General features: G+C 71.5%; 20 protein-coding genes and 6 pseudogenes. 12 read left to right on the forward strand and 14 right to left on the reverse strand.

Annotated features, from left to right (window positions below; translation table 11 throughout):
- Window positions 1–438, forward strand: a 438-nt coding sequence (locus RMT89_RS25675) for an ABC transporter permease subunit (protein ID WP_315886151.1), incomplete at its 5' end; no start/stop codon positions are given.
- Window positions 439–499: 61 nt separating this feature from the next.
- On the opposite strand, the gene RMT89_RS25680 is transcribed toward RMT89_RS25675, so the two are convergent.
- Window positions 500–799, reverse strand: coding sequence for a hypothetical protein (locus RMT89_RS25680; protein WP_315886152.1), 300 nt, complete (start codon window positions 797–799; stop codon window positions 500–502).
- A gap of 281 nt (window positions 800–1,080) precedes the next feature.
- A pseudogene (locus RMT89_RS25685) lies at window positions 1,081–1,571 on the reverse strand (aldehyde dehydrogenase family protein); the annotation flags it as partial.
- A 114-nt stretch (window positions 1,572–1,685) separates the two neighbouring features.
- On the opposite strand from RMT89_RS25685, the gene RMT89_RS25690 reads away from it, so the two are divergent.
- Window positions 1,686–2,126 (forward strand): SPW repeat protein, encoded by a 441-nt coding sequence (locus tag RMT89_RS25690; RefSeq protein ID WP_315886153.1) that lies wholly within the window; start codon window positions 1,686–1,688, stop codon window positions 2,124–2,126.
- A 477-nt stretch (window positions 2,127–2,603) separates the two neighbouring features.
- Here RMT89_RS25690 and RMT89_RS25695 read toward each other — a convergent pair whose 3' ends face one another.
- On the reverse strand, window positions 2,604–3,320 hold the full coding sequence (locus RMT89_RS25695; RefSeq protein WP_315886154.1) for a phosphotransferase: 717 nt from the start codon (window positions 3,318–3,320) through the stop codon (window positions 2,604–2,606).
- A 94-nt stretch (window positions 3,321–3,414) separates the two neighbouring features.
- Here RMT89_RS25695 and RMT89_RS25700 point away from each other — a divergent pair, with 94 nt between their 5' ends.
- Window positions 3,415–3,678 carry a GlsB/YeaQ/YmgE family stress response membrane protein gene (locus tag RMT89_RS25700; RefSeq protein ID WP_315886210.1) on the forward strand — a complete coding sequence of 88 codons (264 nt, stop codon included), beginning with the start codon at window positions 3,415–3,417 and terminating at the stop codon, window positions 3,676–3,678.
- On the opposite strand, the pseudogene RMT89_RS25705 reads toward RMT89_RS25700, so the two are convergent.
- Window positions 3,679–4,498 (reverse strand): annotated as a pseudogene (locus RMT89_RS25705) (epimerase); the annotation flags it as partial. It lies immediately after the preceding gene.
- 2 nt (window positions 4,499–4,500) lie between these two features.
- Between RMT89_RS25705 and RMT89_RS25710 the strand changes: the two are divergent.
- The 3 genes and pseudogenes from RMT89_RS25710 to RMT89_RS25720 form a co-directional block, all read left to right on the forward strand.
- Window positions 4,501–4,830: pseudogene (locus tag RMT89_RS25710) on the forward strand (nucleoside deaminase); the annotation flags it as partial.
- Between the two features lie 102 nt (window positions 4,831–4,932).
- Window positions 4,933–9,255: an aminotransferase class I/II-fold pyridoxal phosphate-dependent enzyme gene (locus RMT89_RS25715; RefSeq protein ID WP_315886155.1), complete on the forward strand. Its 4,323-nt coding sequence runs from the start codon at window positions 4,933–4,935 to the stop codon at window positions 9,253–9,255.
- Window positions 9,252–9,980: a class I SAM-dependent methyltransferase gene (locus RMT89_RS25720; protein WP_315886156.1), complete on the forward strand. Its 729-nt coding sequence runs from the start codon at window positions 9,252–9,254 to the stop codon at window positions 9,978–9,980. The genes RMT89_RS25715 and RMT89_RS25720 overlap by 4 nt, the downstream gene beginning before the upstream one ends.
- Window positions 9,981–10,019: 39 nt before the next feature.
- On the opposite strand, the gene RMT89_RS25725 is transcribed toward RMT89_RS25720, so the two are convergent.
- Window positions 10,020–10,676 carry a chaplin gene (locus RMT89_RS25725; protein ID WP_315886157.1) on the reverse strand — a complete coding sequence of 219 codons (657 nt, stop codon included), beginning with the start codon at window positions 10,674–10,676 and terminating at the stop codon, window positions 10,020–10,022.
- A gap of 306 nt (window positions 10,677–10,982) precedes the next feature.
- Here RMT89_RS25725 and RMT89_RS25730 point away from each other — a divergent pair, with 306 nt between their 5' ends.
- Window positions 10,983–12,557, forward strand: a complete 1,575-nt coding sequence (locus RMT89_RS25730) for an alpha/beta hydrolase (protein WP_315886158.1) — start codon at window positions 10,983–10,985, stop codon at window positions 12,555–12,557.
- Between the two features lie 44 nt (window positions 12,558–12,601).
- Here RMT89_RS25730 and RMT89_RS25735 read toward each other — a convergent pair whose 3' ends face one another.
- Together RMT89_RS25735 and RMT89_RS25740 are read right to left on the reverse strand one after the other, a co-directional pair.
- On the reverse strand, window positions 12,602–12,802 hold the full coding sequence (locus RMT89_RS25735; protein WP_315886159.1) for a hypothetical protein: 201 nt from the start codon (window positions 12,800–12,802) through the stop codon (window positions 12,602–12,604).
- Window positions 12,803–12,855: 53 nt separating this feature from the next.
- Window positions 12,856–13,308: a MarR family winged helix-turn-helix transcriptional regulator gene (locus RMT89_RS25740; RefSeq protein ID WP_315886160.1), complete on the reverse strand. Its 453-nt coding sequence runs from the start codon at window positions 13,306–13,308 to the stop codon at window positions 12,856–12,858.
- Between the two features lie 64 nt (window positions 13,309–13,372).
- Here RMT89_RS25740 and RMT89_RS25745 point away from each other — a divergent pair, with 64 nt between their 5' ends.
- A complete protein-coding gene (locus tag RMT89_RS25745) occupies window positions 13,373–13,786 on the forward strand; it encodes a PaaI family thioesterase (protein ID WP_315886161.1) in 414 nt (137 codons plus the stop codon).
- Between the two features lie 10 nt (window positions 13,787–13,796).
- Here the strand turns inward: RMT89_RS25745 and RMT89_RS25750 are convergent.
- Together RMT89_RS25750 and RMT89_RS25755 are read right to left on the reverse strand one after the other, a co-directional pair.
- Window positions 13,797–14,027, reverse strand: a pseudogene (locus RMT89_RS25750) (arginine deiminase family protein); the annotation flags it as partial.
- Window positions 14,026–14,308, reverse strand: a pseudogene (locus RMT89_RS25755) (amino acid permease); the annotation flags it as partial. The pseudogenes RMT89_RS25755 and RMT89_RS25750, both read right to left, overlap by 2 nt.
- Window positions 14,309–14,445: 137 nt before the next feature.
- On the opposite strand from RMT89_RS25755, the gene RMT89_RS25760 reads away from it, so the two are divergent.
- On the forward strand, window positions 14,446–15,543 hold the full coding sequence (locus RMT89_RS25760; RefSeq protein WP_315886162.1) for a chemotaxis protein: 1,098 nt from the start codon (window positions 14,446–14,448) through the stop codon (window positions 15,541–15,543).
- A 5-nt stretch (window positions 15,544–15,548) separates the two neighbouring features.
- Here RMT89_RS25760 and RMT89_RS25765 read toward each other — a convergent pair whose 3' ends face one another.
- A complete protein-coding gene (locus tag RMT89_RS25765) occupies window positions 15,549–15,962 on the reverse strand; it encodes an SsgA family sporulation/cell division regulator (protein WP_315886211.1) in 414 nt (137 codons plus the stop codon).
- A 453-nt stretch (window positions 15,963–16,415) separates the two neighbouring features.
- On the opposite strand from RMT89_RS25765, the gene RMT89_RS25770 reads away from it, so the two are divergent.
- Window positions 16,416–17,849, forward strand: a complete 1,434-nt coding sequence (locus RMT89_RS25770) for a SpoIIE family protein phosphatase (protein ID WP_315886163.1) — start codon at window positions 16,416–16,418, stop codon at window positions 17,847–17,849.
- Between the two features lie 45 nt (window positions 17,850–17,894).
- Here the strand turns inward: RMT89_RS25770 and RMT89_RS25775 are convergent, their stop codons facing one another.
- Entirely contained in the window at window positions 17,895–19,385 is a 1,491-nt protein-coding gene (locus tag RMT89_RS25775; RefSeq protein WP_315886164.1) for a hypothetical protein, read from the reverse strand.
- A 253-nt stretch (window positions 19,386–19,638) separates the two neighbouring features.
- Here RMT89_RS25775 and RMT89_RS25780 point away from each other — a divergent pair, with 253 nt between their 5' ends.
- On the forward strand, window positions 19,639–20,781 hold the full coding sequence (locus tag RMT89_RS25780) for an aminoglycoside phosphotransferase family protein (protein WP_315886165.1): 1,143 nt from the start codon (window positions 19,639–19,641) through the stop codon (window positions 20,779–20,781).
- 294 nt (window positions 20,782–21,075) lie between these two features.
- Window positions 21,076–22,165, forward strand: a pseudogene (locus RMT89_RS25785) (N-acetylmuramoyl-L-alanine amidase); the annotation flags it as partial.
- Here the strand turns inward: RMT89_RS25785 and RMT89_RS25790 are convergent.
- From RMT89_RS25790 to RMT89_RS25800, 3 genes are all read right to left on the reverse strand, one after another.
- A complete protein-coding gene (locus tag RMT89_RS25790; RefSeq protein ID WP_315886166.1) occupies window positions 22,117–22,614 on the reverse strand; it encodes a hypothetical protein in 498 nt (165 codons plus the stop codon). The pseudogene RMT89_RS25785 and the gene RMT89_RS25790 sit on opposite strands and share 49 nt — an antisense overlap.
- A 93-nt stretch (window positions 22,615–22,707) precedes the next feature.
- Entirely contained in the window at window positions 22,708–23,613 is a 906-nt protein-coding gene (locus RMT89_RS25795) for a universal stress protein (protein WP_315886167.1), read from the reverse strand.
- Between the two features lie 165 nt (window positions 23,614–23,778).
- The gene (locus RMT89_RS25800; RefSeq protein WP_315886168.1) at window positions 23,779–24,024 is read right to left on the reverse strand and encodes a DUF397 domain-containing protein; all 246 of its coding nucleotides are present in this window, start codon (window positions 24,022–24,024) and stop codon (window positions 23,779–23,781) included.
- Window positions 24,025–24,039: the final 15 nt, after the last annotated feature.

Consider the following 24,039-nt stretch of genomic DNA (forward strand, 5'->3'; position numbering starts at 1 on the left):
CTGGGTCTGAACAACTCGATGATGTACGCCGTGATCCTGCTCGGCGCGGTCCCCTCCATCGCCAACGGCCTGGTCGCCGGCATCGACCAGATCCCCCCGCTGTTCCTGCGCGCGGGGCGGACGATGGGTGCGACGGGACTGCGCGGGGCGTGGCACATCATGATGCCCGCGTCGCTGCCCGGCTATCTGGCAGGCCTGAAGCAGGGCTGGGCGTTCTCCTGGCGCTCCCTGATGGCCGCCGAGATCATCGCCTCGTCCCCCGACCTCGGCGTGGGTCTCGGCCAGTTGCTGGAGAACGGCCGCAACAACGCCAGCATGTCCCAGGTGTTCCTGGCCATCTTCCTGATCCTGCTCGTCGGCATCGCCATCGACCTCCTGATCTTCAGCCCCCTGGAGCGGCGGGTGCTGCGCAGCCGCGGACTGCTCGCGAGGAGCTGAGCCCCACCTCGGTCGACACAGGACGCCGTTCCCGCTCAGCGGGGACGGCGTCCTTCGTGTGTCACCCTCGGACGCCAAGGAGCGACGGATGATGACCCTGCCCGACGGACAGCGCGCGGAGACCGCACGGCTGCTGCGCGAGGGCGAGCGCCGAGCGAATCCGGTCGAGCCGCTGTCGACCCTGCTGCCGGGCCTCGAGCCGGCCGACGCCCATGCCGTGCAGCGGGACAACATCGACCGGCGACTGGCCGACGGGGCCACCGTCGTCGGCCACAAGGTCGGCCTCACCGCGACCGCGATGCAGCGGCTCCTCGGGGTCGACGAGCCGGACCTCGGCCATCTGCTGGACGACATGGTCCACCGCGACGGCGCCCCGGTGCTCGCGGCCCGCTACTGCCGGCCGCGCGTCGAACCGGAGATCTGCTTCCGGCTGGCCCGGCCCCTGCGCGGCCCCGGAACGACCGCCGAGGACGTCCTGGCGGCCACCGACGCGGTCGCGCCCGCACTGGAGATCGTCGACAGCCGTATCCGCGACTGGCGGATCACCCTCGTCGACACGATCACCGACAACGCCGGCTCGGCCGGTCGGGTCTGCGGTCCCTGGACTCCCCTGGCGCGGGTGCCGGAACTCAAGCCGGTGCCCGGGTCGCTGCCGTACAGCGACTCCACCGCGCGGACGAGCTCGGCCTCCAGGGCCGCGGCGGTCTCCGGGTCGGTGAGGACAGAGTCGGGGGCCACGCAGGTCTGGCCCGCGTTGAGGAACTTGCCGGCGGCGACGACCTTCAGGGGGCAGATGCTCGGCCGCGGCGCGCATCACGAGGCGGCCGACGGTGCCGTTACCGGTGTAGAAGATGTGATCGAAGCGCTCGGCCAGCACCGCCGAGGTCGCGGGGCCGGCCCGCTGGAGCTGGTCCGGGTGGTTCCAGGACGCGATGACGAGGACGACGCCGAGGGGGTCGTACCGCGTCCAGGCGCGTGCGTCGGCGCCGAGGTGGTCCTCGCGGACGGTGAAGCCGATCCCGGTGCGCTGGGCCTCCGTGGCGCCGCAGCTGCGTGACGCGCCACTCGACGGGCTCGGTGCGGCCGGTACGGAAGGCGGCGCGCGTTCGCGCCACGGTGTCGGCGTCCCACACCCCGCCCCCGACCTCTACACATAAAGGCCAAATAAGCGCAGAATGTAGGTAAGCGGCGCTTATCCGCATACCGCACCAGACGCGGTCAGGCCTGCGAGTCAAAGGAGACGAGTCATGGCCAACGTCTCGCCCACCAGAGGTGACATAACCAGCCACCCTGATGCATCCGAAATGCGGGATCGCTATGCCCGCATGCTCGGCGGTCGTGATGTGGCGCTCGTGGACGGACCGGTGTTCCTGCTCGGTCTGTACTGCGCCGTATCCCCGTGGGTCGTCCACTACACGACCAGCCAGCCGGACCTGGTAGTGCACAACTTGGTCATCGGGATCGCGATCGGCCTGCTGGCCCTCGGATTCACCCGCGCTCCGGAGCGTATGTACGGTCTGAGCTGGGCCATGTGCGCGATGGGTGTCTGGATGATCGTCTCGCCGTGGATCGTCGGCGACAGCCCGGACGCGGGCGTTGTGTGGAACAACATCATCATCGGCGCATTGGCCGTGATCCTCGGGCTGATGTGCGCCGGTACGGCGGCGAAGAGCGCCCCCAGGCCGTAGAGCCATGAAGTGAGGAACGAGAGGTAGAAGGAGGACGCGCCGGCCGGTCCGGGCAGCACCGGACCGGCCGGCGCTCTGTGTCCGCGCTCAGTGCCCGGGCACCAGCCACGGTTCCTGCGGGAGCGGCCTGCCGGTCTCCAGCAGCGACTTGAGGTTGGACAGCACGGCCGGCCGGCCCAGGGACACGTCCGCCATGCCGCGCTCGGTGCGCAGGTCCTCGTGGGTTACACGAACTACGGCGGTCTTGATGAACGCTCCGTAACGGTGTCTCAGCCACCACCGCGCACGTTGCCGACCACTGCAAGCAGCGCCACCAGGCGGACATCTGGGCCTCGCCTCATGGTTCGACGAGACCCCGACGCCGACCCCACGCCTCAGCCGGACGACTCCGAGCAGCCGGACCCGGACATCCCCCAGGCCGGCTGACACCCCCGTACGACCGTGCCGGGGAGCCCCCTCCAGGGCTCCCCGGCCCGCTCAGCCGAGCTCACTCCGATGGTCCGCCACCCACTCACGAGCGGCCCGCACCTCCTCCACGACCCCCCGCTCCCGCAGCCCGACCATGGCCGCCTCCCCCCGCTCGGCGCCGGCCGCGATTCCCCTCCAGCACCGGTCCTGCCACCACAGGACGGTGTCGACCAGGCCGTCGAGGTGGCCTTCGCCGTACGCCTCGCGGATGAGCCCGATCCGCCGGGCCGCCTCGGGCACGTCGGTCACACTCGGCCCGAGGTCCAGGTACTGCCAGCACACATGGGCCACGTCGTGAACCCGTTCTCCCGGAGCGGCGAGATCCCAGTCGATGAAGGCCCTCGGCCGCCAACCACCGTCGTACACGGTGTTCTTCGGCGCGAGGTCGTTGTGGCACACCACGTCCCGGTCGCCGGCCAGGGGCGTGCCGTGGGTCAGGTCGTGGAACTCGCGTACCAGCCGGGCGATCCGTACCAGTGCCGCGTCCGTGCGGGCCGCGCTCTGTTCCTCGCGGCTCACGGCCGCGCGGCCCTCGATGTAGCCGAGCATCTCCCGCCCCTGTTCGTCGGTCCCGAGGAAGCGTGGGGCGCCCGGCCACCGGTGGCGTTCGAAGAGGGCGAGCAGGGTGCGTACGTATGCCGATCCCGGTGACGGCGTGCGCCGTACCGTCGCGCCCACCCGTACGGCCTCGCTGACGGCGCCGCCGTCCAGAGCGTGCTCCTTCATCCGCCTGAGTATCGCCGTTGGTCGAAAGGGAACGGTTGTCCGGTCCGTCGGGGGGAACCCGCAGGGCAGGGGAGCCTGAGGAGAAGAGGTGGAGATGGAGATCTCCGGCATCATCAGCGCCATTGTTATCGGCATTGTCATCGGTGTGCTCGGCCGGCTGGTCGTGCCCGGCCGTCAGCGCATCGGGATTCTGCTCACGATTCTCGTGGGCATCGTGGCCGCACTGATCGGTTCGGCCATCGCAGCAGGGCTCGATGTGGGCGACACCGACGGTGTCGACTGGATCGAGTGGCTGATCCAGATCGGTCTCGCGGCGCTCGGCGTCGCCGCGCTGGACCGGACCAAGGCGCGTCGCTGATCAGTGCCGGCCGAGCCATGCGTCGTACCACGCCACCGTGGCGTCGATGGTCTCGGCCAGCGGGGTCGGAGCCGTGTCGAAGGCCCGCTCGAAAGCCGAGGAGTCCATGATCTGAGGCTCGGTGTGCTGGTAGCACATTTCCGCGTACCCGGCCATGAACTCCTCGTCGAACGGGCCGAAGGGGCGGGCCTCGGGCACCGGCACGACGGTCAGCGGCGTGCCCGTCCGCTTCTCGATCATGGTGAGCATCTCGCGGGTGCTGACGGCGGGCGCCGTCGGCAGATGCCAGACGCGGCCGTCGCCCTCCGGATGCTCGCCGAGCGTCGCGAGGCCGGCGGCCACGTCCTCGATGTCGGTGTAGCTGTGCGGCAGGCCGATGTCGCCGAGGCCCGGCACCTCCCCGCCGGTGAGCGCGGCCGGGAAGACGGCGCCGCCGAGGGTGGAGTTGAGGACTCCGGGGCCGACGAAATCGGCCGAGCGGCCGAGGACGACACGGGCGCGGCCCTCGCGGTGGGCGGCGAGGTACTTCTCGTCGAGTTCGGCGCGCATACGTCCCTTGCGGGTGGTCGCCCGCCACGGGGAGTCCTCGGTCATCACCGCTCCCCCGGTCTCGCCGTACGGGTACAGCGTGTCGAGGACGACCAGGCGGGCGCCGACGGCCTCGACGGCGGCCAGGACGGCCTCCTGGATGCACGGCATCGCCTCGACCTGGAGGGGATAGCCGAGGTTGACGCAGTGGTAGGCCAGGGCGGTGGGCGGCTCCGGCCACGGCCCGCGCGCCCTCGGCGGTGGCGACGTCGGCGGCGAACCGATCGACGCCGCCGAGCTCGGCATCCGGAGTTCGAGCTGGCCCGCTGGTCGGCGGCTCACCTCACCCCCGAGGAGCGGGCCGCGGCCACCGTCTGCACCTCCGGCGAGCACTGCCCCATGTACGCGGCCGCCCATGCCTGGGTGGGCCTCGGCCGCATCGTGTACGTGGCCTCCAGCGAGCAGCTCGCCAGCTGGCTGACGGAGCTGGACGTGCCCGCCCCGCCGGTGCGGACCCTGCCGGTCAGCGACATCGCGCCAGGCGTGGCTGTCGACGGCCCGGTGGCCGAGCTGGTGGACGAGGTGCGCGCGCTGCACGTCCGTTTTCACCGCCGACAGGGCTGACCAGGGGCGCGTTCCCGCCGAGATGCAGGGGCCGAGCCGCGCTGCCTAGGATCAAGAAAGGCCTCGCCGGGCAGTCGGCGGGCCCCTCCCGTGTGGAGGCGCATGCCCTTGCAGCCGGCTCAGCGGCTGACGGCCGCACTGGTGACGCTCGTCGCGGTCGCCACCGTCGTCTACCTGGCGGTCCCCGTGGCACGCACCCCGCTATGGGCCGTGATCGGTCTGCTGGGCGTCGCCGCCATCCTGACAGGGGCCGAGCTGCACCGTCCTGCCCATCGCTGGCCCTGGTGGGCGCTCGCGGCCGGTCTGCTCACCTTCGTCACCGGGGACACGTACTACAACGTGATGGAGGACTACTTCGACGCCTCCAATCCCTTCCCCTCCCCCGCCGACGCCTGCTACCTGGCCACCTACCCGCTCTTCGCGATCGGTCTGTCCGGGCTGGTCCACTACCGCTGGGCCGGTCGCGACCTGCCGAGCCTGCTGGACGCGATGATCTTCACCGCGGGACTCGCGCTGCCGGTGTGGGTGTACCTGGTGCAGCCGCTCACCGAGGTGGAGGGGCTGACCTGGCAGCAGCGGGCGATCAGCATCGCCTATCCGCTCGGTGACGTGCTCGTCCTCGCCCTGCTCGTCCGGCTGCTGGCCCCGACCCCGCTCAAGGGGCCCAACCCGTCGGTGCAGCTCCTGGTCGTCGGCACCCTGACCCTGCTCTGCTTCGACATCGCCTACGGCATCCTCCAGCTCAACGACAGCTGGGAGACGGGCACGCTGCTCGACGCCGGGTGGATCGTCTTCTACGCGGCCTGGGGCCTGGCCGCGCTGCACCCGGCCATGGTGGAACTGACCGCCCACGTGCCCACCCGCGAGTCCCTCCTGCCGCCGGCCCGCCGGCTGCTGCTGCTCGCCCTGGCGACGCTGATCGCCCCCGCCATCCTGCTCCACCAGGCGATGCGCCGCGCCCCCCAGGACGACGCCGCGATCGCCGCCTTCTCGGCCGTACTGTTCCTGCTGGTCATCCTGCGCCTCGCGGTGATGGTCGTGGCCCATCGCCGGGCGGTGGCCCGGGAGCTGGCGCTGCGCGGCGCGGCCGCCTCGCTGGTCTCGGCGTCGCACCGGCCCGACGTGGCCCGCTCCTGCCAGGCGGCCGTGGACACCCTGCTCGGGCCCGACGTACGTCATCGGACCCTGGTGCTGTCGGCCGAGGAGGCGATGGACCCGAACCTGCGCGAGACCCATCTGACGACCCCCGCCGCCCTCGGTCCTTCCCTGGCCGCCGAGTTGGGCGGTCAGCCGTCCGTGCTGGTCTGCCCCATGAACCCGCCCGACCGTCCCCCCGGCGGCGCGGCGGGCGTGCTGCTGGTGGCCGGGCCCGCCCGCCGGCTCGCCGAGACCCGGGGCTCCCTGGAGATCCTCGCCTCGCACGCCGGGCTGGCCGTGGCGCGGGTGATGCTGCGCCAGGAGGTCGTGCGCCGGGAGAGCGAGGCGTACTTCCGCACGCTGGTGCGCAACACCTCCGACGTCATCCTGATCGTGGAGGACGACGACACCATCCGGTACGCGAGTCCGTCCGCGACCTCCGTGTTCGGCACCTCCGACCTGGCCGGCAGCTCACTGCCGGACCTGGTGGAACCCCGGGACCGGTCCCGGGCGGCCCGGGCGCTGGCATCCGTACGGGAGGAGGAGTCCCGCGCCGGGCACGACCACTGGTGGGTGCGCCGCCCCGACGGACAAGCCGAGGTGGAGGTGCGGTGCACCAACTTCCGCGAGGAGCCCACCGTGGGCGGCCTGGTCGTCACGCTGCGGGACGTGACCGAGCAGCGGCGGCTCCAGCACGAGCTCACCCAGCGGGCCTTCCACGACCCGCTGACCGGGCTGCCGAACCGGACGCTGCTGCTGGAGCGGATCGAGCGCGCCCTGCTGCGCGGCCGCCGCGAGTCGGCGCTGACCTGTCTGCTCTTCATCGACCTGGACGACTTCAAGCAGGTCAACGACACCCTCGGGCACTCCACGGGCGACCATCTGCTGGTCGCCGTCGGGACCCGGCTCTCCCGCACCCTGCGCCGCAGCGACACCGCGGCCCGGCTCGGCGGCGACGAGTTCGCCGTACTCATGGAGGACGCGCGGGAGCCGCTGGACGCGGAACTGCTCGCGGCGCAGGTGATCCAGGCGCTGTCGCGGCCGTTCACGGTGGCCGGGGAGACGGTGACGGTCTCCGCCAGCGTCGGTGTGGCCACCGCGCGGGACAGCACCGACGCGGAGGATCTGCTGCGCCACGCCGACCTCGCGCTGTACGCGGCGAAGGCGGCCGGCAAGCGGCAGTGGCGGCGGTTCCAGCAGCTGCTGCACACGCGCATGGTCGAGCGGCACGATCTGCAGAGCCGGCTCGCCCGGGCGGTGGCCGCCGAGGAGTTCTCGCTGCGCTATCAGCCGGTCGTGGACATCAGCGTCGGCCAGGTCGTCGGCTTCGAGGCGCTGGTGCGCTGGCCGGGGGCGCCGCGCCCGCCGATCCTGCCGGAGCAGTTCATCACCCTGGCCGAGGAGACCGGGCACATCGCCGCGCTCGGGGCGTGGGTGCTGGAGAACGCCGTCCGCGATGCCGCGGGCCTGCAGAATGTGTCGCCGGTGCGCGAGGGGCCGCCGTTCATCAGCGTCAATGTCTCGGCCCGCCAGTTCCGCGACCGGGGGTTCCTCGACCAGGTCGGCCGGGCCCTGCGCACGCCCGGGCTCGCGCCGGGCTCGCTCCAGCTGGAGCTCACCGAGACGGTGCTGCTGCGGCGGGACACCGAGATCCAGGCGGTCCTGCACGCGCTCAAGGAGCTCGGGGTGCGCATCGCGGTCGACGACTTCGGCACCGGGTTCTCCTCGCTGCGCTATCTGCGGGACTTCCCCATCGACGTACTGAAGATCGACAAGTCCTTCATCGACGACATCACCCGCGACGCCCAGCAGGTCGCGCTGGTCGAGGGCATCGTCCGGCTGGCCGACACCCTGGGCCTCCAGGTGATCGCCGAGGGCATCGAGGACACGGCGCAGCGGGATCTGCTGGCGGGCATGGGGTGCCGGCTCGGGCAGGGATATCTGTTCGCCCGGCCGATGTCGGTCGAACAGACCGAGCGGGTCCTGCGGCGGCGCGGCAGCGGCGATGGCACCGCCAAGGCCCGCCCCGCCCCGGCCGCGCGGCCCAGCCGCTGGGCCGACCTCGACCGGCTGCGCCGTACCAGCCCGATGAGCGACGCGGTCCTGGACGAGGTGCGCGGCCGCCATATCCGCTGCCGAGACCACTGGCTGATCGACTTCGCGTCCTGCAACTACCTCGGCTTCGACTGGGACCCGGAGATCGTCGCCGGCGTCGAACCGGCCGTACGCCGCTGGGGCACCCATCCGAGCTGGTCCCGGCTGCTGGGCAGCCCCCGGCTGTACCCCGAGATCGAGGAGCGGCTCACCGGGCTGCTCGGCGCACCGGACACGCTGCTGCTGCCGACGCTCACCCTCATCCACGCCTCGGTCATCCCCGTCCTCGCCGAGCGCGGCCATGTCTTCGTCGAGGCCACCGCCCACCGCACGGTCTACGACGGCTGTCTGGTGGCCCGCGGGCAGGGCGCCACGCTGCGCCGCTTCCACGCCGAACGGCCCGACGAACTCGACAGCTTGCTGTCCTCGGCGCCGGCGGGCGCACCCCGGCTCGTCTGCCTGGACGGCGTCAACAGCATGACCGGAAACATCTGCGACCTGCCCACGCTCGCCGCGGTGTGCCGCAAGCACGGAGCCACGTTGTACGTCGACGACGCGCACGGCTTCGGGGTGATCGGGGAACGCGGCCCGGACGAGCCGTGTTCCTACGGCTCGCGCGGCAACAGCGTGGTCCGGCACACCGGTGAGACGTACGACGGGATCGTGCTGGTCGGCGGGTTCTCCAAGGCGTACTCGTCGCTGCTGGCCTTCGTCGCGCTGCCGACCGAGCTGAAGAACCGGCTGAAGACGGCCGCGGCGCCCTATCTGTACTCGGGTCCTTCCCCTACGGCGTCGCTGGCGACCGCGCTGGCGGGTCTCGACGCCAACGACCGGCGCGGCGACACCCTGCGCGCCGATCTGCACCGCAAGACGGCCCGGGTCCTGGACCACCTGGCCACGCTGGATGTGCAGTGCCTCAACCGCGACGGGCTGCCCATTCTGGAGGTCCCGCTGGCCGATCCGGACGATCTGGACGCGGTCGCGCGGTACCTGTGGGACGAGGGCATCTATGTGACGCTCGCCGCCTATCCGCTCGTCCCGCGCGACCGGGTGGGGTTCCGCGTCCAGATCACGGCGCTGAACTCCGACGAGGACATCAGCCGGCTGAACGGCACACTGACCCGGCTGGCCGCGCGGTACGCGCTGCGGCCGCGCGGACAGGGGGTCGAGACGCAGGGACCGGTGCGGCCATGACGACGCACAACGACGACGTGGACTGGGACCGCTGGCCGCTCGCGGACTATCTCGCCGAGAACTACCGGGAGGTGCACCCCTCGGACGCTGCGGTCATCGCCCACCACTCGGCGTTCTACCGGCGCCTCACCCCCGGTTCGGTGGCCCGCTCGGTGGAGTTCGGGGCGGGCCCGAACCTGTATCCGCTGATGCTCGCCGCCGCCGTGAGCCGCCGGATCGAAGCCGTCGAGGCGGGGGCCGGGAACGTCGCCTATCTGGAACGGCAGATCCTGTGCGGGCCGGAGGCGAGCTGGCTGCCGTTCCACGCCCTGTGCCGGCAGCTCAACCCCGCGGTACCGGCCACCCCGGCACGGTCGCTGGCGCAGGTGTACGTGGTGCACGCCGACGTCCGTGATCTGCCGCCGGACTCCTACGGTCTGGCCTCCATGCACTTCGTCGCCGAGGGCGCCACCGAGGACTTCGCGGAGTTCACCGCCTTCTGCCGGGCCTTCGTGCGCTGCGTCGAGCCGGGCGGGTATCTGGTGGCGGCGTTCATGGAGAACATGCCGACGTACCGGATCGGACCGGCCTCGCGCTGGCCGGGCTGTCCGATCGGCCCGGACCGGGTCACCGAGGTGTTCTCGCCGCTGACCCGGGAGTTGTCCGTCACCCACATCGACTCGGACCCGACGCTTCCGGACTACGGCGACTCGGGGATGGTGCTGCTGTCGGGCGTCGCGCGCTGAGAAACGGCGGAGGCCCCACCGGTGGTGTTGTCCTTGGTGTCAGCGCGTCGCCCGGACGCGGAAGCGCCGGTAGAGGGCGGCGCCGCCGAGGACGAGGGCGGCGCTGCCCGCCACCGCGGGGAGGGTGAGGTCCGCTCCGGTTTGGGCGAGCGAGGCCACGGGGCGGTCCGGGACGTGTCCCGCGGGCTTCGGGCCGGGATGGGCCCGGGGCGGCGCGGGCGGCTCGGGAGCCGGTTCCGCGGGGCGTACGGGGCGTACGGGGCGGTCGCCGGAGGTGTTCTCGGACTTGTTGCCGACGGCGGCGTTGCCGATGCCGACCACGTTCACGCTGTTGCCGCTGACGTTCACCGGGAGGTGGACCGGCAGCTGCACGCCATTGCCGGAGACCACACCCGGCGAATCCTTTCCGCCGCCCTCGGCGGCCGCCCCGCCCGGAGCGCCGCGCTCGTCGCCCGCGCTCTTGTCGGCGCAGCTGTTGCCCGCGGCCGGGTTGAGCAGCCCCACCACGTTCACGGTGTTCCCGCACACGTTCACCGGGACGTGCACCGGGAGCTGGATGGTGTTGCCGGAGATCACCCCGGGCGAGCCGACCGCGGCGCCGTCCGCCCCGGAGTCGGCCTGCGCGGGCATCGTCACAGCCATCGCGCCGGACGCGGCGGCGACGGCGATCACACCGTTTCGGGTAACCCGTCTCATAGGTTCCCTGCCTTCCAGACATGGACGCGGGCACTCGCCCGCACCGGATAAAACGCAGGCGAACCATGCGAGTTACGGCTAATCGGCCTTTCACCCCATCGAGCGGCACGGTTATCGAACCAGCGGCAAAACTGCTGTATGCGGATGCAGGAGTACATATGCGCATGCAGCGGGCGCCCAGGAGAGTGCGGAGAGTAACGCACCATCTGCGGTCCCGCCCGCCCGGAGGCGAGGCCTTCTGAGGCCGCTTATCGTGATCGAGGGCGCCGGATCCCGGTCCGCCGACGGGCGCCCCTGGAGGCATCGATGCTGGGCAAGCTGGCGAAGCGGCCCGCCCTGCGGTCCCTCGCCGTCATCTCGGCCACAGGGCTGACACTGCTGGGCCTGGGACTGCCGGCGGCGGACGACGACGAGCCCGACCTGACGCGGTTCTACCGCCAGAAGGTGTCCTGGGGCCGGTGCGAGGGCATGGACGCGCCCAAGGACCTCCAGTGCGGCAAGGTGACGGTCCCCCTCGACTACGCCGACCCGGCGGCCGGGACGCTCGACCTGGCGCTGGCCCGCTATCGGGCCACGGGTGACTCCAGGGGCTCGGTACTGCTGAACTTCGGCGGCCCCGGCGGCGCGGGCATCGATCAACTCGCCTACGGCGGCAAGGACTTCATGAGCCTGACCGACGGTTACGACGTGGTCACCTTCGACCCGCGCGGCGTCGGCAGATCCTCGCCGGTCAGCTGCGGCGACGGCGCCGAGGAGACCGCCGATTCGACGGACGACAGCACCGAACTCGACGCCGATCCGCAGGCGGTGCTGGCGGAGATACGCGCCACGGCCGCCGCGTGCGCGAAGCACTCCGGGCCCGTGCTGCCCCACATCGGCACGGTCAACGCCTCCCGGGACCTCGACGTGATACGCCAGGCCGTCGGCGACAAGAAGCTCAACTACCTCGGTTTCTCCTACGGGACGCGGCTCGGCGCGGTGTACGCGACGCAGTTCCCCGACAAGGTGGGCCGCATGGTGCTCGACGGCGTGGACACCCTCACCGAACCGCTGACCGAGCAGGGCGTGGCGGGCGCCAAGGGGCAGCAGACCGCGCTGGAGGGCTTCATCGACTGGTGCGCCGAGGACATCGGCTGTCCCTTCGGACAGGATCCGCGCATCGCGCGCGAGGAGGTCGTACGGCTGGTGGAGTCGATGGACGAGGATCCCGTGCCGACGGACTTCGGGGACGTGTTCACCGGGCAGGACCTGGTGGGCGCCATCGGACAGGCCCTGTACAGCGAGGACCTGTGGCCGTCGCTGCAACGCGCCTTGGCCTCCCTGGTCGAGGACGGCGACACCCGGGGCGTGATGGGCTTCGCCTCCGGCGGCGTGACCGTGCCCGGCCGGAACGGGGACGACGACGGCGGTCTCGTCGACGCGGAGGACGTCCCCCTGGACAACCTCCCCGCGGCCCTCATGGCGATCAACTGCGCGGACGATCCCGACCGGCCGACCGCCAAGGACATCACCCGCAACCTCGACCGACTGCGCGCCGAGTACGAGCGGGCGTCCCCGGTGTTCGGCCGCTACCGGCTCACCGAGGTCCTGATGTGCTACGGCCGCCCCAAGGGCACCGACTTCATCCGCGAGAAGGTCAAGGACCTGGACGGCCCGAAGATGCTCCTGGTCGGCACCCGCGGCGACCCGGCGACGCCGTACCGCTGGACCATGCAGACCGCACGCCGCCTCGGCCCCTCGGCCGTGGTCCTCGACAACCGCGACGAGGGCCACACCGGGTACGCCTCCTCCACGTGCGTGCACGGCAAGGTCGACGCGTTCCTGCTGTACGGCTCCCTGCCGGCGAACGGCAGTTCGTGCGCGTCGGGCGAGGACGATTGAGGCGTCAGAAACTCGGTCACCTGCTCCTGGCCCGCAGTATGGAACTACTGGAGCAGGGCGCTTACGAACTGCACGGCGGACAGCTCTACTTGGACGAACCCGGATTCGAGCCCGAGACCCAGCAGATCATCGGCCTCGACCTGTCCGACGAGGTCCCGCCGACTCTCCAGGCCTTGCACGTCAACAACATCACCGAACTCGTCGGCCTCGCCCCGCTGAGCGCCGCCCGCGCCTGCCGACTGCATCTCAACCGCTCCACCGCCGCCGACCTCACGCCGGCCTGGACACCAAGGGGGCCCTACGGCTTGAGGGCTCCGTCAGAGGGTGAGTCCTCCCCGTACGCGATCCGCTGCAGAGCGGCCGCGGTCCGGCCGAAGCCGTCGTCACCGAGCAGGGCGCGCAGTTCGGCGTTGAAGCGGTCGATCTCCGGGCGGGCGGCGTCCAGCGCCCTGGCCCCGGCGTCGGTCAACTCCAGGACCACGGCCCGGTGTTCGCTCGGGTGCGCCCGCTTGGCGAGGAGGCCGGCCGCGGTCAGCCGGGTCACGAGTCCGGTGACGGCCGACTCTCGCAGGCCGAGTGTGCGCGCGAGATGCTGCTGGGTGACGCCGGGCCGGTCCTCCACCGCGAACAGTGCGCCGAGCTGGGCGGTGGTGACCCCGGCGGCCGCCACACAGCGCCGGTCGGCGGTGGTGCGCAGCCGGTGCGCGGCTCGCTGCAACAGAAAGTAGAGGCGCTGGTCAGGCTGGGACATGGGCCGATCCTGACAGAGGGGGACTGCCCGCGCCACCCTCAGTTCACTACTGAAGTGAGGTTTCATGACCGAGTCTCTGGACCTGGCGTCGGCCAGGAAGGTACTGGCCGCACAGCCCTTCAGCGCCCTGCTCGGGGCCCGGCTGACCGCGTTCGGCGAGGGCGCGGCGACACTGGAGCTGGACATCCGGGACGAGCTGCTCCAGCAGTACGGCTACGTCCACGGCGGGGTGCTCGGCTACGCGGCCGACAACGCGTCGGCCTTCGCCGCGGGCACCGTGGCCGGCCCCCGGCTGACCACCTCCGGGCTGACGCTCGACTTCCTCCGCCCCGCCAAGGGCGGACTCCTGCGCGCCCGCGCGGAGGTCGTCCGGGCGGGCCGCACCCGGGTCGTCTGCCGCTGCGATCTGATCACCATCGACAGCGAGGGCACGGAGACTCTGTGCGCGGTCTCGCAGGGCGCCATCGCGGTGACCTGAACCCGGGCCGTCAGAAGTCGACCGGATCCCGCACGATCGGGCAGGTCATGCAGTGGCCGCCGCCCCGGCCGCGCCCCAGCTCGGCGCCGACGATGGTGATGACCTCGACCCCCGCCTTGCGCAGCAGGGTGTTGGTCTGGGTGTTGCGGTCGTAGGTGAACACCACGCCCGGCTCCAGGGCCACCGCGTTGCTGCCGCTGTCCCACTGCTGTCGCTCGGAGGCGTAGACGTCCCCGCCGGTCGAAGCAGAAGAGCGCGAGCACGCCGAAGACGAGGATCGGCACCACCTTGGCGATGGTGACGATCCGGGTGATGGCCGCCGCTTCCTTTCACACCACGGCTGATCAGCCAGAAGAACAGCCACAGGCCGACGGAGGAGAGCACCACGGCCAGCACGGTGTCGCCGTCGCCGAGCGGGCGTGCGATCGCTCCGATGGTCGACATGATCAGCACCCAGTACGTCACCTTGCCGACACAGGCGCTGGCCCAGTAGCCGAAGGCGGAGAAGAACCCGAGGTACTCGCGGTCGGGCACCACCGCAGATGGGCGGTGCGGAGACGTCATCCGGTGACCCGGGCGAGATTATCAGCGAAATCTCCTGAATGCCCGGCCAGTTTGCCCCCGATGCCCGATCGGCGAATCAGTCCTATCGTGCTGTCATGGAGCATGCACTGAGTCCCGCCACACTCGCCGAGCTGCGCCGCCCGCGCCCCTACCCCGCGGTGTCCGTACTGACCCCGACGCACCGCAGGGAGCCCGAGAACACCCAGGACCCCGTCCGGCTGCGCAATGTCGTGGCCGACGCGAAGAAGCAGCTGGAGGCGGATCCCGCGGTCAGCCGGGAGCGGCGGATCGACGTCGTCCGGCAGCTGGAGGAAGCGCTCGCCGAGGTCGATCTGACGCACGCCGAGGACGGGCTGGTGATCTTCGCCGCCCCGGGTGAGCACCAGGTGTGGTCACTGGCGCGCCCGGTGCCCGAACGCGTGGTCCTCTCGGACACCTTCCTCACCCGCAACCTCGTCTCGGCGCAGGCCGCCGAACGGCCGTACTGGGTGCTCTCGGTCTCCGCGGACCGGGTCACGCTGTGGAACGGCGGCGCCGAACACGTCGTCGAGGCGCACGCCGGAGGCTTCCCGCTCACCCGGAGCGTGGACAACTTCGACGCCGAGCGCCAGGAGCGGATCGGCGATCTGCCGAGCACCTTCCGCGACGAGGGCACCCGGCACTTCCTGCGGGAGGCCGACACCGCGATCGGCAAGCTGCTGCGCGAGGATCCGCGCCCGCTGTACGTCACGGGCGAGACCGCCGCGCTGTCCCTGCTCGACGAGGTCGGCAGCGTCACCAAGGACGCCGTCCACGTCCGGCACGGCGGCCTCTCGCACGCCACCCCGGACGCGGTCTGGCAGGCGGTACGGCCCATGGTCGCCGCCGACGGGCGCAGGACCACCGACGAGGTGGCCCGGGAGCTGGAGACGGCCCGGGGCCGCAAGGCGTACGCGGCCGGCCTCGACGAGGTCTGGCAGAGCGCCCGCGAGGGCCGGGTCCGGCTGCTGGCGGTCGAGGAGAACTACCGCGCGACCGTCCGCGACGACTCCGGCGACCATCTGATCCCGGCCGAGAGCGGCGACCTCGACGCCCGCGAGGACATCGTGGACGAGATCGTCGAGCAGTGCCTGGAGACCGGCGCCGACGTCCGCTTCGTACCGGACGGCACGCTGGGCGATGCCACCGGCATCGCGGGAATCCTGCGCTACTGAGGCCGTCACACGCTCCCGAACAGCGCGCTCAGGCCCTCGTCGACGGCCGACTCGACATCCTCCTGCCCGGCCGCGACGACGGCGTAGCTCCGCAGCAGGAAGCTGCGCAGCGCCGCGCTGTCGAACTGGAGCAGGGCAAGCCCGTGCGGCGAATGGAACTCCAGCACCGTACGGGCCGGGCCGCACGGCCAGATGTGCACGTCACCGCTCCCGGCCGGACCGCGCAGCCCCTCCGCCAGCAGCGTCCGCGCGAAGGTCCAGGTGACACCGTCGCCGTCGAGTGAGATCTCGGACGGAAAGTCGATGTGCACGGCCAGCGGGTCCGCCGAGCGGTAACGGAGCGTGGCGGGAGCGGGCAGCTCCTGCTCGTCGGCGGTGATGAGGCGCGCGCGAACCGGTTGTTCAAGGGTGATGTCCATCATGATCTCCCCCGTGGTCTGAGAAGTCGGACCGGCCGAAGCCGATGTGTCTTTACGACCCCGCAGACGCCGCTTGCATTACGCCCGAGCCGGATTCTCCGACGTGACCTGCGTCACGATCAAAGGGGGTATTTCACCCTTACGGCTGCGCACTTACCCAAAGCCACCACGGGAGGCCGGGAGTTCCCGAACACGTTGCCGTCGAACACGCGGGTGAGCATCCGCCCGTCGCCCCCGACGCCCCGTCAAACCGCGTAGCCTGTCTACGACTTGACCCCCCGACGGAGTACTTCATTCGCATGGCGAGATCGCCCCGTGAAGACTGTGGCATATGCCAGATGCACCACCGTATCGTGTGTTGCCAAATCCCTTACAGCGCGTCGCGGGCTGTGCAACAGTCGTAACGGTCCCTCCGTCAATCTGGTCGTACCGTCCCCTTCACCGGAGTGCGTCATGCCGTCCCATCTTTCTGCGGACCGCCCAGCCGCCCAGCCGCCCGGACGCGGCTCGGTCGACGCGCTGATATCGCAGGCACGGCGTCTCAAGGGCGACGTGGACGCCGTACGGCGGGACACGCCAAGTGACGCCTCGGACCCGCAGGAACGCTGGCAGCGCGCGCTGTACGACCTCGCGCTCACCCACCTCGACGACCTCGACGCCCACTTGGCCCAGCTGCGGGAGGGACCGCCGCCGGTGCCCGCCGCACCGGCGACGCCCGCCGCCCCCGAGCCCGTGCCGCCCGCCCCGCGCAGCGGCTCGCTGCTCAGCCGGGTCGGCAGCGCGGAGTGGAACCTGCTGACGGACGAGGCCAGTTGGTCCGGCGAGCTGTACCAGATCCTCGGCCGGGACGCCTCCGCTCCCCCGCTCACCCTCGACGAGCTGCCGTCCGTCGTGCTCGACGAGGACCGGCCGAAGCTGACCGCGATGGTCACCGACTGCCTCGTCGACGCCAAGCCCATCGACGGGGAGTTCCGCGTCGTCCGCCCGGGCGGCGAGGAACGGACCGTCCACATGATGGGCGAGCCCGTGCTCGGCGCCGACGGCAGCACCGCCGCGATGTGGGCCGTGCTGCGTGACGTCAGCGAACTGCGCCGCAGCCAGCGCGCGGTGAGCGAGACCCGTGACTCGCTCCAGCGCCAGCAGCACCGCGCGCAGACCGAGCACCGGCTGGCGGTCGAGCTGCAGGAGGCCGTGCTGCCGCCGTGGCGCGGCTCCCTGCGGCTCCCGCACCAGGGTCCGGAGACCCTGGACCTCGCGGCCCGCCATCTGCCGTCGGCGACCAGCTCGCTGATCGGCGGCGACTGGTACGACGCACTCGAACTCCCGGGTGGGGAGACGCTGTTGAGCGTCGGAGACCTCACCGGACAGGGCGTCGCCGTGGCCTCGGGCATGGCGACCCTGCTGGGCGCCGTGCGCGGCATGGCGATGGCCGGCACCGAGCCGGGCCAGCTGATGTCCTGGCTCAACCAGTTGCTCGACGCCACCGTGCAGCCGGCCCTCGGCAGCGCGGTCTGCTGCCGCTACCGGCCCGCAACCCGCACCCTGGTCTGGGCGCAGGCAGGACACCCCGCCCCGCTGCTGTTCCGCGGCGGGACGGGGCGCAGGCTGGCAGCACCGGACGGCGTCCTGCTGGGCGCAACGACCGGTGCCGCGTACGACCAGGCCGAAGTGACCCTGGAGACCGGCGACCTGCTGCTGCTGCACACGGATGGACTGGTGTCCGGGCACAGCGGCGGCACGGATGCCGTGGACCGCCTCCTCGACCTGGCTCCGCGCTTCGGCGCGGCGCGCACCGCACAGGACTGCGTGCGGATGGTCGTGGAGGAGTTCGGCGAGACCCAGCGCGAGGCAGACGCCTGTGTACTGGTCGCCAGGGTGACGTCCTGATCCTCGGACGGACTCGATCCTGAGGTGGTGCCGAGCGCAGGGCCCCTATGCCCGTGCGCTGTTCCCGCCCTTCGCCGTCCTGGGCAGGGCCAGCTTGATCTCCTCCCGCAGCTCGTGGATCCTCGGGTAGCTGGAGTACTCGGCGGTCAGCCGGTACATCTGGCGCAGCCGGTCCCAGGTGCGGTGGGAGGAGTTCGATCCCATCGACACCAGCGCGAGGCGCGCGTAGCGGTCGGCCTGTTCGGGGTCGTCGGCGATGAAGCAGGCGGAGGCCATGGACAGGAAGTCGAAGATCTTCGACCGCTGCCGTCCGTCGATCCGCAGGGCCAGGGCCTTCTCCGCGTAGTGCTGGGCGTGCGCGGCCGCTTGGGGCTCGAACTCCGCCAGCGTGCGGTAGGCCAGGGCCTGCATGCCGTACAGGTCCTCCTCCTTGAAGGTCTGCATCCAGCTCGGGGGCGGCACATCGCCCTTGTCGGAGACGAACAGGTCCTCCGCCTGTCCGAGGGTGCGGCGCATCGCCTGGCCCTTGCCCATGGATGCCTGTGCCCAGGCCTCGATGGTGTAGAGCATCGCCCGGGTCCGCGGCAGCACCTCGGCGCCGGAGCCGGACTGGGCGAGCTTCATCAGGTCCAGTGCGTCGTCGGGCCGGCCCAGGTGCACCATCTGGCGAGCCGCTCGGGAGAGCGCCTCCCCGGCGCGGGGCCGGTCGCCGCCCTCACGGGCCGCGTGGGCGGCGATGACGAAGTACTTCTGGGCCGTGGGCTCCAGGCCGACGTCATGTGACATCCAGCCCGCGAGGACGGCGAGATTGGCGGCGACGCCCCACAGGCGCCGCTGAAGGTGTTCCGGGTGCCGGTAGGCGAGCATGCCGCCCACTTCGTTGAGCTGTCCCACGACCGCCTTGCGTTGCAGCCCGCCACCGCGGGCGGCGTCCCAGGCCCGGAACACCTCTACGGAACGCTCCAGTTCCTCGATCTCCTGCGACCCGATGGGGGCGGCCTCGTAGCGGTCGAACCCAGCGGGGTCGGCGTGCAGGGGATCGTCGAATCGGGGAGCGTCGGCCTTGAGAGTCGGATCGGTGTGCAGCCAGTCCTGCATGGCGCTGCTGAGTGCGGATCCCGCGGCGAGCGCGGCACCCGCGCCCACCAAGCCGCGTCGGTTGAGCATGAGGTCCATTCCCGTGAATTCGGTGAGGACCGCAGCTGTCCGTTCGGGCGCCCACGGCACGCCGTCGGGATGTTCCACACTCCCGCCGCCCTGCCGTTTCCCTGTACGCCCGTGCCGGACCAGACCGAGGTCCTCAATGGTCACGACACGGCCGAGTCGCTCGGTGAACAGAGCCGCCAGCACCCGCGGCACCGGATCGCGCGGGATCTCTCCCATGTCGATCCAACGCCGCACCCGCGAAGTGTCGGTCGACAGCTGAGGGTGGCCCATGGCCGCCGCCTGCCGGTTGACCAGCCTCGCGAGTTCGCCCTTGGACCAGCCGGCCAGGCCGAACAGGTCCGCGAGGCGGGTGTTGGGTTGTCCGTTCACATCAAGCCCCCAGGTTCTCGGCTGAGTTGACAGTAGCCCGGTGAGAGTTGCCGGGCGACTATTCGCCAGGGTTCGCCAGGGTGCGCCAGATGGTGTGCCACTGGGCATCGGGTGTCAGGTAGGAACGCGCCACCCCGACCCGGTCGCCGCTCTGCAAAGGGCGCATTCCCCAGGGTGCACCCGTGCGGCCGGGCCGGGTAGCGCGTTTGCGCAGAGCAGGCACTGCAGGCACACGAAGGGATCTGTTTCGCCCATGTACGCAGCATCGTCCTCCGTGTCCGCCCCGCCCCGGACGCTGCACTCCCGCCCGGCGGGCAGCGGCCCCTACCTCGACCCCGCCCGCTCGGCGGCGGCCCCCGTCATCGGAGCGGGCCGTCCGCGGCGCGCGGCGGGGCTCGGCAACCAACCGCTCAGCGGGAGACTCGACTTGTCCGGCCCTCAGGGCGCCCAGCTGCGTACGGCCATCGCGTCGGTGCACCGGATCTGCCCGGAGTTCGCTCCGGTGCAGGTGCTGCGCCGGAGCGGGCGGTCCGTACTCCTCGTGGGGACGACAGGACGCAGCACGGCCGTCGCCAAGTGTTTACTCGACCACTCCCCGGTGTGGGCCGAGCGGATCAGGCACGAAATAGCTGCCTACCGCTCGTTCGTCCGGCATCGCCCGCCCGTGCGGGTGCCCCGGCTGATCGCGGCGGATCCGGACAACTGCACCCTGGTCATCGAGCGGATGCCGGGGCGCGTGGCGGCCCTTCAGCGGCACCCGTCCGAGGCCCCGCCCCGCTCGGATGTCAGGGCGGCCCTGGCGGCGATCTGCCGGCTGAACGCCTGGCGGCCGCCGGCGGGCACCTTCGACGCCCCGCTGGACTACGCCTCGCGCATCTCCCGCTATCACGAGCTGGGGCTGCTCACCGACCGGGACATGGGCGATCTGCAGAAGCTGCTGCACGGCATCGCGCACTCGGCGGGCCGGCAGGGCATGGGCCAGTTCTGCCACGGCGAGGCACTCCTGTCGAACGTCCTGCTCTCACCAGCCGGTCCAGTGCTGGTGGACTGGGAGCACGCGGGCTGGTACCTGCCGGGGTACGACCTGGCCACCCTGTGGTCGGTCCTCGGGGACGCGCCGGTCGCGCGTCGGCAGATCAGTCAGATCGCCCAGTCGGCGGGTCCGGCCTCACGGGACGCGTTCCTGGTGAACCTGATGCTCGTGCTGACCCGTGAGATCCGTACCTACGAGACGGCGGTGCAGCGTTCGATGCGCGAAACGACCCCGGCGGCACCGGGCTCGGCCCACCCGGGTGCTGCGCCGTCCGGCGAGGAACAGCGCCTGCTGCTCAGGCGGCTGCACGACGACTGCCAGCTGGCCCGACGGGCCGTCCGAGCTGCGGTCGGCACTCGCTGACGGGGACGGCGGTCCGCGGTGCGCCCTGAAGGACGGCGCACCGCGGCCCTTCGTATGCACGCCTCTTCCCCTGCCCCTGGGCATGACTGACGGATCGTCGGCAGGCCGGCACCACGGACGCGATGCCCGGCCCGGCACGGCTCATCGCGCCCGACCGTCCCAGGAGGCTGCATTGCGACGATCCGTCACCGCCCTGAGGGGAGCCGCCGGTCCGGTGGCCTGTGCCTCGCTGATGCTCCCCCTGCTCGGCGCGGCCCCCTCCCCGTCCCAGTCGTCCGCACTGCTCCTGCAGTCGGCGTTCTCCTCGTCCAGGACCCGACCTATGTGTCCTGGAACTACTCCTTGCGCTCCACCGATGGTTACATCGCCCAGCACCTGAAGGCGAAGGACGTCGGCTGGCAGGCGGGCAACTGGTACGTCAACGCCAAGTCGATCGGCCTGGAGCACGAGGGTTTCCTGGCCAACCCGGACGCCTGGTACACGGAGGCGATGTACCGCTCCTCGGCCCGGCTGGTGAAGTACCTCGCCAAGAAGTACGGCATCCCGCTGGACCGGCAGCACATCCTCGGCCATGACACGGTGCCGGGGCCGACCAGCGGGACGATCAGGGCCATGCACACCGACCCCGGCCCGTACTGGGACTGGCAGCACTACTTCGAGCTGCTCGACCGCCCGTTCGAGCCGACCGCCGGGAAGAACAGCGGTGCGGTGACGATCCGCCCGGACTACGCCACGCACCGGCCCGAGTACCCGGGCTGCACGGCAGCGGGCGAACCGTGCGCGCCCCACGGGTCGAGCGCGGTAGGGCTGTACTCCGGCCCCGGCACGTCGTACCCCCTGATCAAGGACGTCGGCCTGGGGACGACCCCGGGCACCGGGGTGAACGATCTGTCGTCCCGGGTCTCCACCGGCCAGCAGTACGCGGTCGCCGGGCGGGACGGGGACTGGACGGCGATCTGGTACCTGGGCCAGAAGGCCTGGTTCCACAACCCGGCGAAGGAGCCGACGGCCGTGAACGCGACGGGGCTGGTGGTGACGCCGAAGCAGGGCCTGGACGAGATCCCGGTACGGGCGGGCCTCTCCGGAGGCGTCCGCCTATCCGGAGGGGGTGCCCGCGCAGCCGGTGTCGCCGCTGCCGTACCGGCTGGCCAAGGGGCAGAAGTACGTGGCCGGGGACAAGGTGCCCGGCCAGTACTACTACGCGGTGACGTTCGACGAGGCCTCGCACCGGCTGGTGACCGGCAAGGATCTGTACTACGAGATCCAGTTCGGCCACCGGGTGGCGTTCGTGAGGGCCGCGGACGTGACGGTCGTGCCCGCGGCCGGCCAGCCGCCTCAGACCTGCTGGAACAGCTCCGCCGGAAGCGGCTTCAGCAGGGCGTAGAGGTCGTCGGTGATGGGGCGGTCCCAGGCGGCGATGGTCACCAGGACATTGTCGCTGCGGTCGAACTGCACGCAGGAGATCCGGCTCTCGGAGAGCTTGAGACGGCGCACGATCAGGAGGTTGTCGCCCTGCATCACCGGCACGTCCTCGGTGCCGACGACGGTGACCTCCTCGTCGTTCTCCAGCGCCAGCAGCAGCTGGGCGACCTCGAAGGGGATCTCGCCCTCGGCGACCTCCCGGGCCGGGGAGCCTTCGGGCAGATTGCCGATGATCATCGCGGGGCCTCGGCCGCCGAACAGGTCGTAGCGCAGGAAAACGCCCTGGCAACTGCCGTCGGGGGCGGGCAGCAGTCCGGCGCCCAGATTGCCGGGCCAGTCGCCCGGATCCATGGCCAGTACGTCGAAGTCGGGCCCGGCGGGCGTGGCGCTGCGGCGGCGGAGGAACGACATATCGCCATGCTACTTGGCCGTGCGCGCAACTGGGGTGCCGCCCTGTGCCGTCGAGCGGGTGCGGCACCTTGTCCGGCGTTGTTGTGTCGTTTCTCAGTCCTCTGGCGGCGACGGCGGTACCACCGCGATCGGGCTTGCCGCGTGCAGCAGGACCGCCTGTGTGACCGAGCCCAGCATGCGGGCCGGGGCCAGAAGGCGGCGGCGGTGGCGGCCCACCACGGTCAGTTCCGCGTCCTTGGAGGCTGCGACCAGGTGGCCGGCCGCGTCGCCGGGGGCCACGTACGGGTCGGTGTGGATGTCCGGATGGCGGGCCTGGTGCGGGGCCAGGAAGCCGTCCACGAGAGCGCGTGTCTCGTTCTCGACGGACTGGTCGTCGACGGTCGGGGGCAGGATCTGGCCGGGTGCGGCTGTCCAGATCTGCACGGGCGACGGGTAGGCGGCCACCACCTGGAGGCGGGCGCCGCGCCGGGCGGCCTCGGCGAAGGCGAGATCGAGGACGGCCTCGTCGGGGCTGTCGACCTGGAGACCGACGACGACTCTGGGGCCGGGTCCGGTCGGTACGCCCTCGTGGACCTCGCGGCCCGGTCGGGGGACCACGACGACGGGGCATTCGGCGTCCCGTGCGGCGGCCATGCCGTTGGAGCCCAGGATCAGGCTGGCGAAGCCGCCCCGGCCACGGGAGCCGAGGACCAACAGCTGGGCCGTGGCACCCAGTTCCGGCAGCACGGCGCTCGGGGCGCCCTCCAGAGCGACGTACTCCGTGTCCGGCCGGTCCGGCACCTCGGCCAGATGGCTGCGCACCTGTCCGAGCACCGGATCCTCCTCCGCGTCCGGCGGTCCCGACACCAGCACATCGGCCTGCAGCCAGGCCGCGTACTGCCGTACGTGGACCACGCGCAGCGGCGCCTCGCGGCCGCGGGCGGCGTCCAGGGCCCAGTCCAGGGCCCGCAGGCTGTCGTCCGAACCGTCGACCGCCGCGATGACCGGCAGGGTGCTCATGGGTTCCTCGCTTCCCGAGTACGACCGTCCCCTTCCGGGGGCCAGCCTGGCTCAGGCCCCGGTCCCGGGAGGGTGCTGGAGGTCGCGTGTCCGGAAAAACGGGCGGAACACCGCCGGATCGGCCCGCCGGACCGGCCCGCCGGACCGGCTTCCGGCGGGCGCGGCTCAGGTGAGGTCGAACTCGCCCTCCCGTGCGCCCGACACGAAGGCGCCCCATTCGGCGGGTGTGAAGATCAGCGAGGGGCTTTGTGGGCGGCCGCTGTTGCGCATCGCGATGAAACCCTCGACAAAGGCGATCTGGACGTCCCCCAGACCGCGGCTGGTCGAGTGCCACTCGGCGTTGCTGAGGTCCAGCTCCGGCTTGTCCCAGCCCGTGAGCGGGTGCTGCTGGATGGTGGTGCTCTCGGCCACGTCCGTGCTCCTCCC

It is taken from the genome of Streptomyces sp. P17, from assembly GCF_032436805.1.
Classification (GTDB): domain Bacteria; phylum Actinomycetota; class Actinomycetes; order Streptomycetales; family Streptomycetaceae; genus Streptomyces.

Excerpts from the sequence above, each read along its gene's own strand:
- RMT89_RS25690 (WP_315886153.1), top strand. The coding sequence starts at position 1,686 with ATGGCCAACGTCTCGCCCACCAGAGGTGACATAACCAGCCACCCTGAT.
- RMT89_RS25695 (WP_315886154.1), bottom strand. The coding sequence starts at position 3,320 with ATGAAGGAGCACGCTCTGGACGGCGGCGCCGTCAGCGAGGCCGTACGG.
- RMT89_RS25700 (WP_315886210.1), top strand. The coding sequence starts at position 3,415 with ATGGAGATCTCCGGCATCATCAGCGCCATTGTTATCGGCATTGTCATC.
- RMT89_RS25715 (WP_315886155.1), top strand. The coding sequence starts at position 4,933 with ATGCCCTTGCAGCCGGCTCAGCGGCTGACGGCCGCACTGGTGACGCTC.
- RMT89_RS25720 (WP_315886156.1), top strand. The coding sequence starts at position 9,252 with ATGACGACGCACAACGACGACGTGGACTGGGACCGCTGGCCGCTCGCG.
- RMT89_RS25725 (WP_315886157.1), bottom strand. The coding sequence starts at position 10,676 with ATGAGACGGGTTACCCGAAACGGTGTGATCGCCGTCGCCGCCGCGTCC.
- RMT89_RS25730 (WP_315886158.1), top strand. The coding sequence starts at position 10,983 with ATGCTGGGCAAGCTGGCGAAGCGGCCCGCCCTGCGGTCCCTCGCCGTC.
- RMT89_RS25735 (WP_315886159.1), bottom strand. The coding sequence starts at position 12,802 with ATGCAGTCGGCAGGCGCGGGCGGCGCTCAGCGGGGCGAGGCCGACGAG.
- RMT89_RS25740 (WP_315886160.1), bottom strand. The coding sequence starts at position 13,308 with ATGTCCCAGCCTGACCAGCGCCTCTACTTTCTGTTGCAGCGAGCCGCG.
- RMT89_RS25745 (WP_315886161.1), top strand. The coding sequence starts at position 13,373 with ATGACCGAGTCTCTGGACCTGGCGTCGGCCAGGAAGGTACTGGCCGCA.
- RMT89_RS25760 (WP_315886162.1), top strand. The coding sequence starts at position 14,446 with ATGGAGCATGCACTGAGTCCCGCCACACTCGCCGAGCTGCGCCGCCCG.
- RMT89_RS25765 (WP_315886211.1), bottom strand. The coding sequence starts at position 15,962 with ATGGACATCACCCTTGAACAACCGGTTCGCGCGCGCCTCATCACCGCC.
- RMT89_RS25770 (WP_315886163.1), top strand. The coding sequence starts at position 16,416 with ATGCCGTCCCATCTTTCTGCGGACCGCCCAGCCGCCCAGCCGCCCGGA.
- RMT89_RS25780 (WP_315886165.1), top strand. The coding sequence starts at position 19,639 with ATGTACGCAGCATCGTCCTCCGTGTCCGCCCCGCCCCGGACGCTGCAC.
- RMT89_RS25790 (WP_315886166.1), bottom strand. The coding sequence starts at position 22,614 with ATGTCGTTCCTCCGCCGCCGCAGCGCCACGCCCGCCGGGCCCGACTTC.
- RMT89_RS25795 (WP_315886167.1), bottom strand. The coding sequence starts at position 23,613 with ATGAGCACCCTGCCGGTCATCGCGGCGGTCGACGGTTCGGACGACAGC.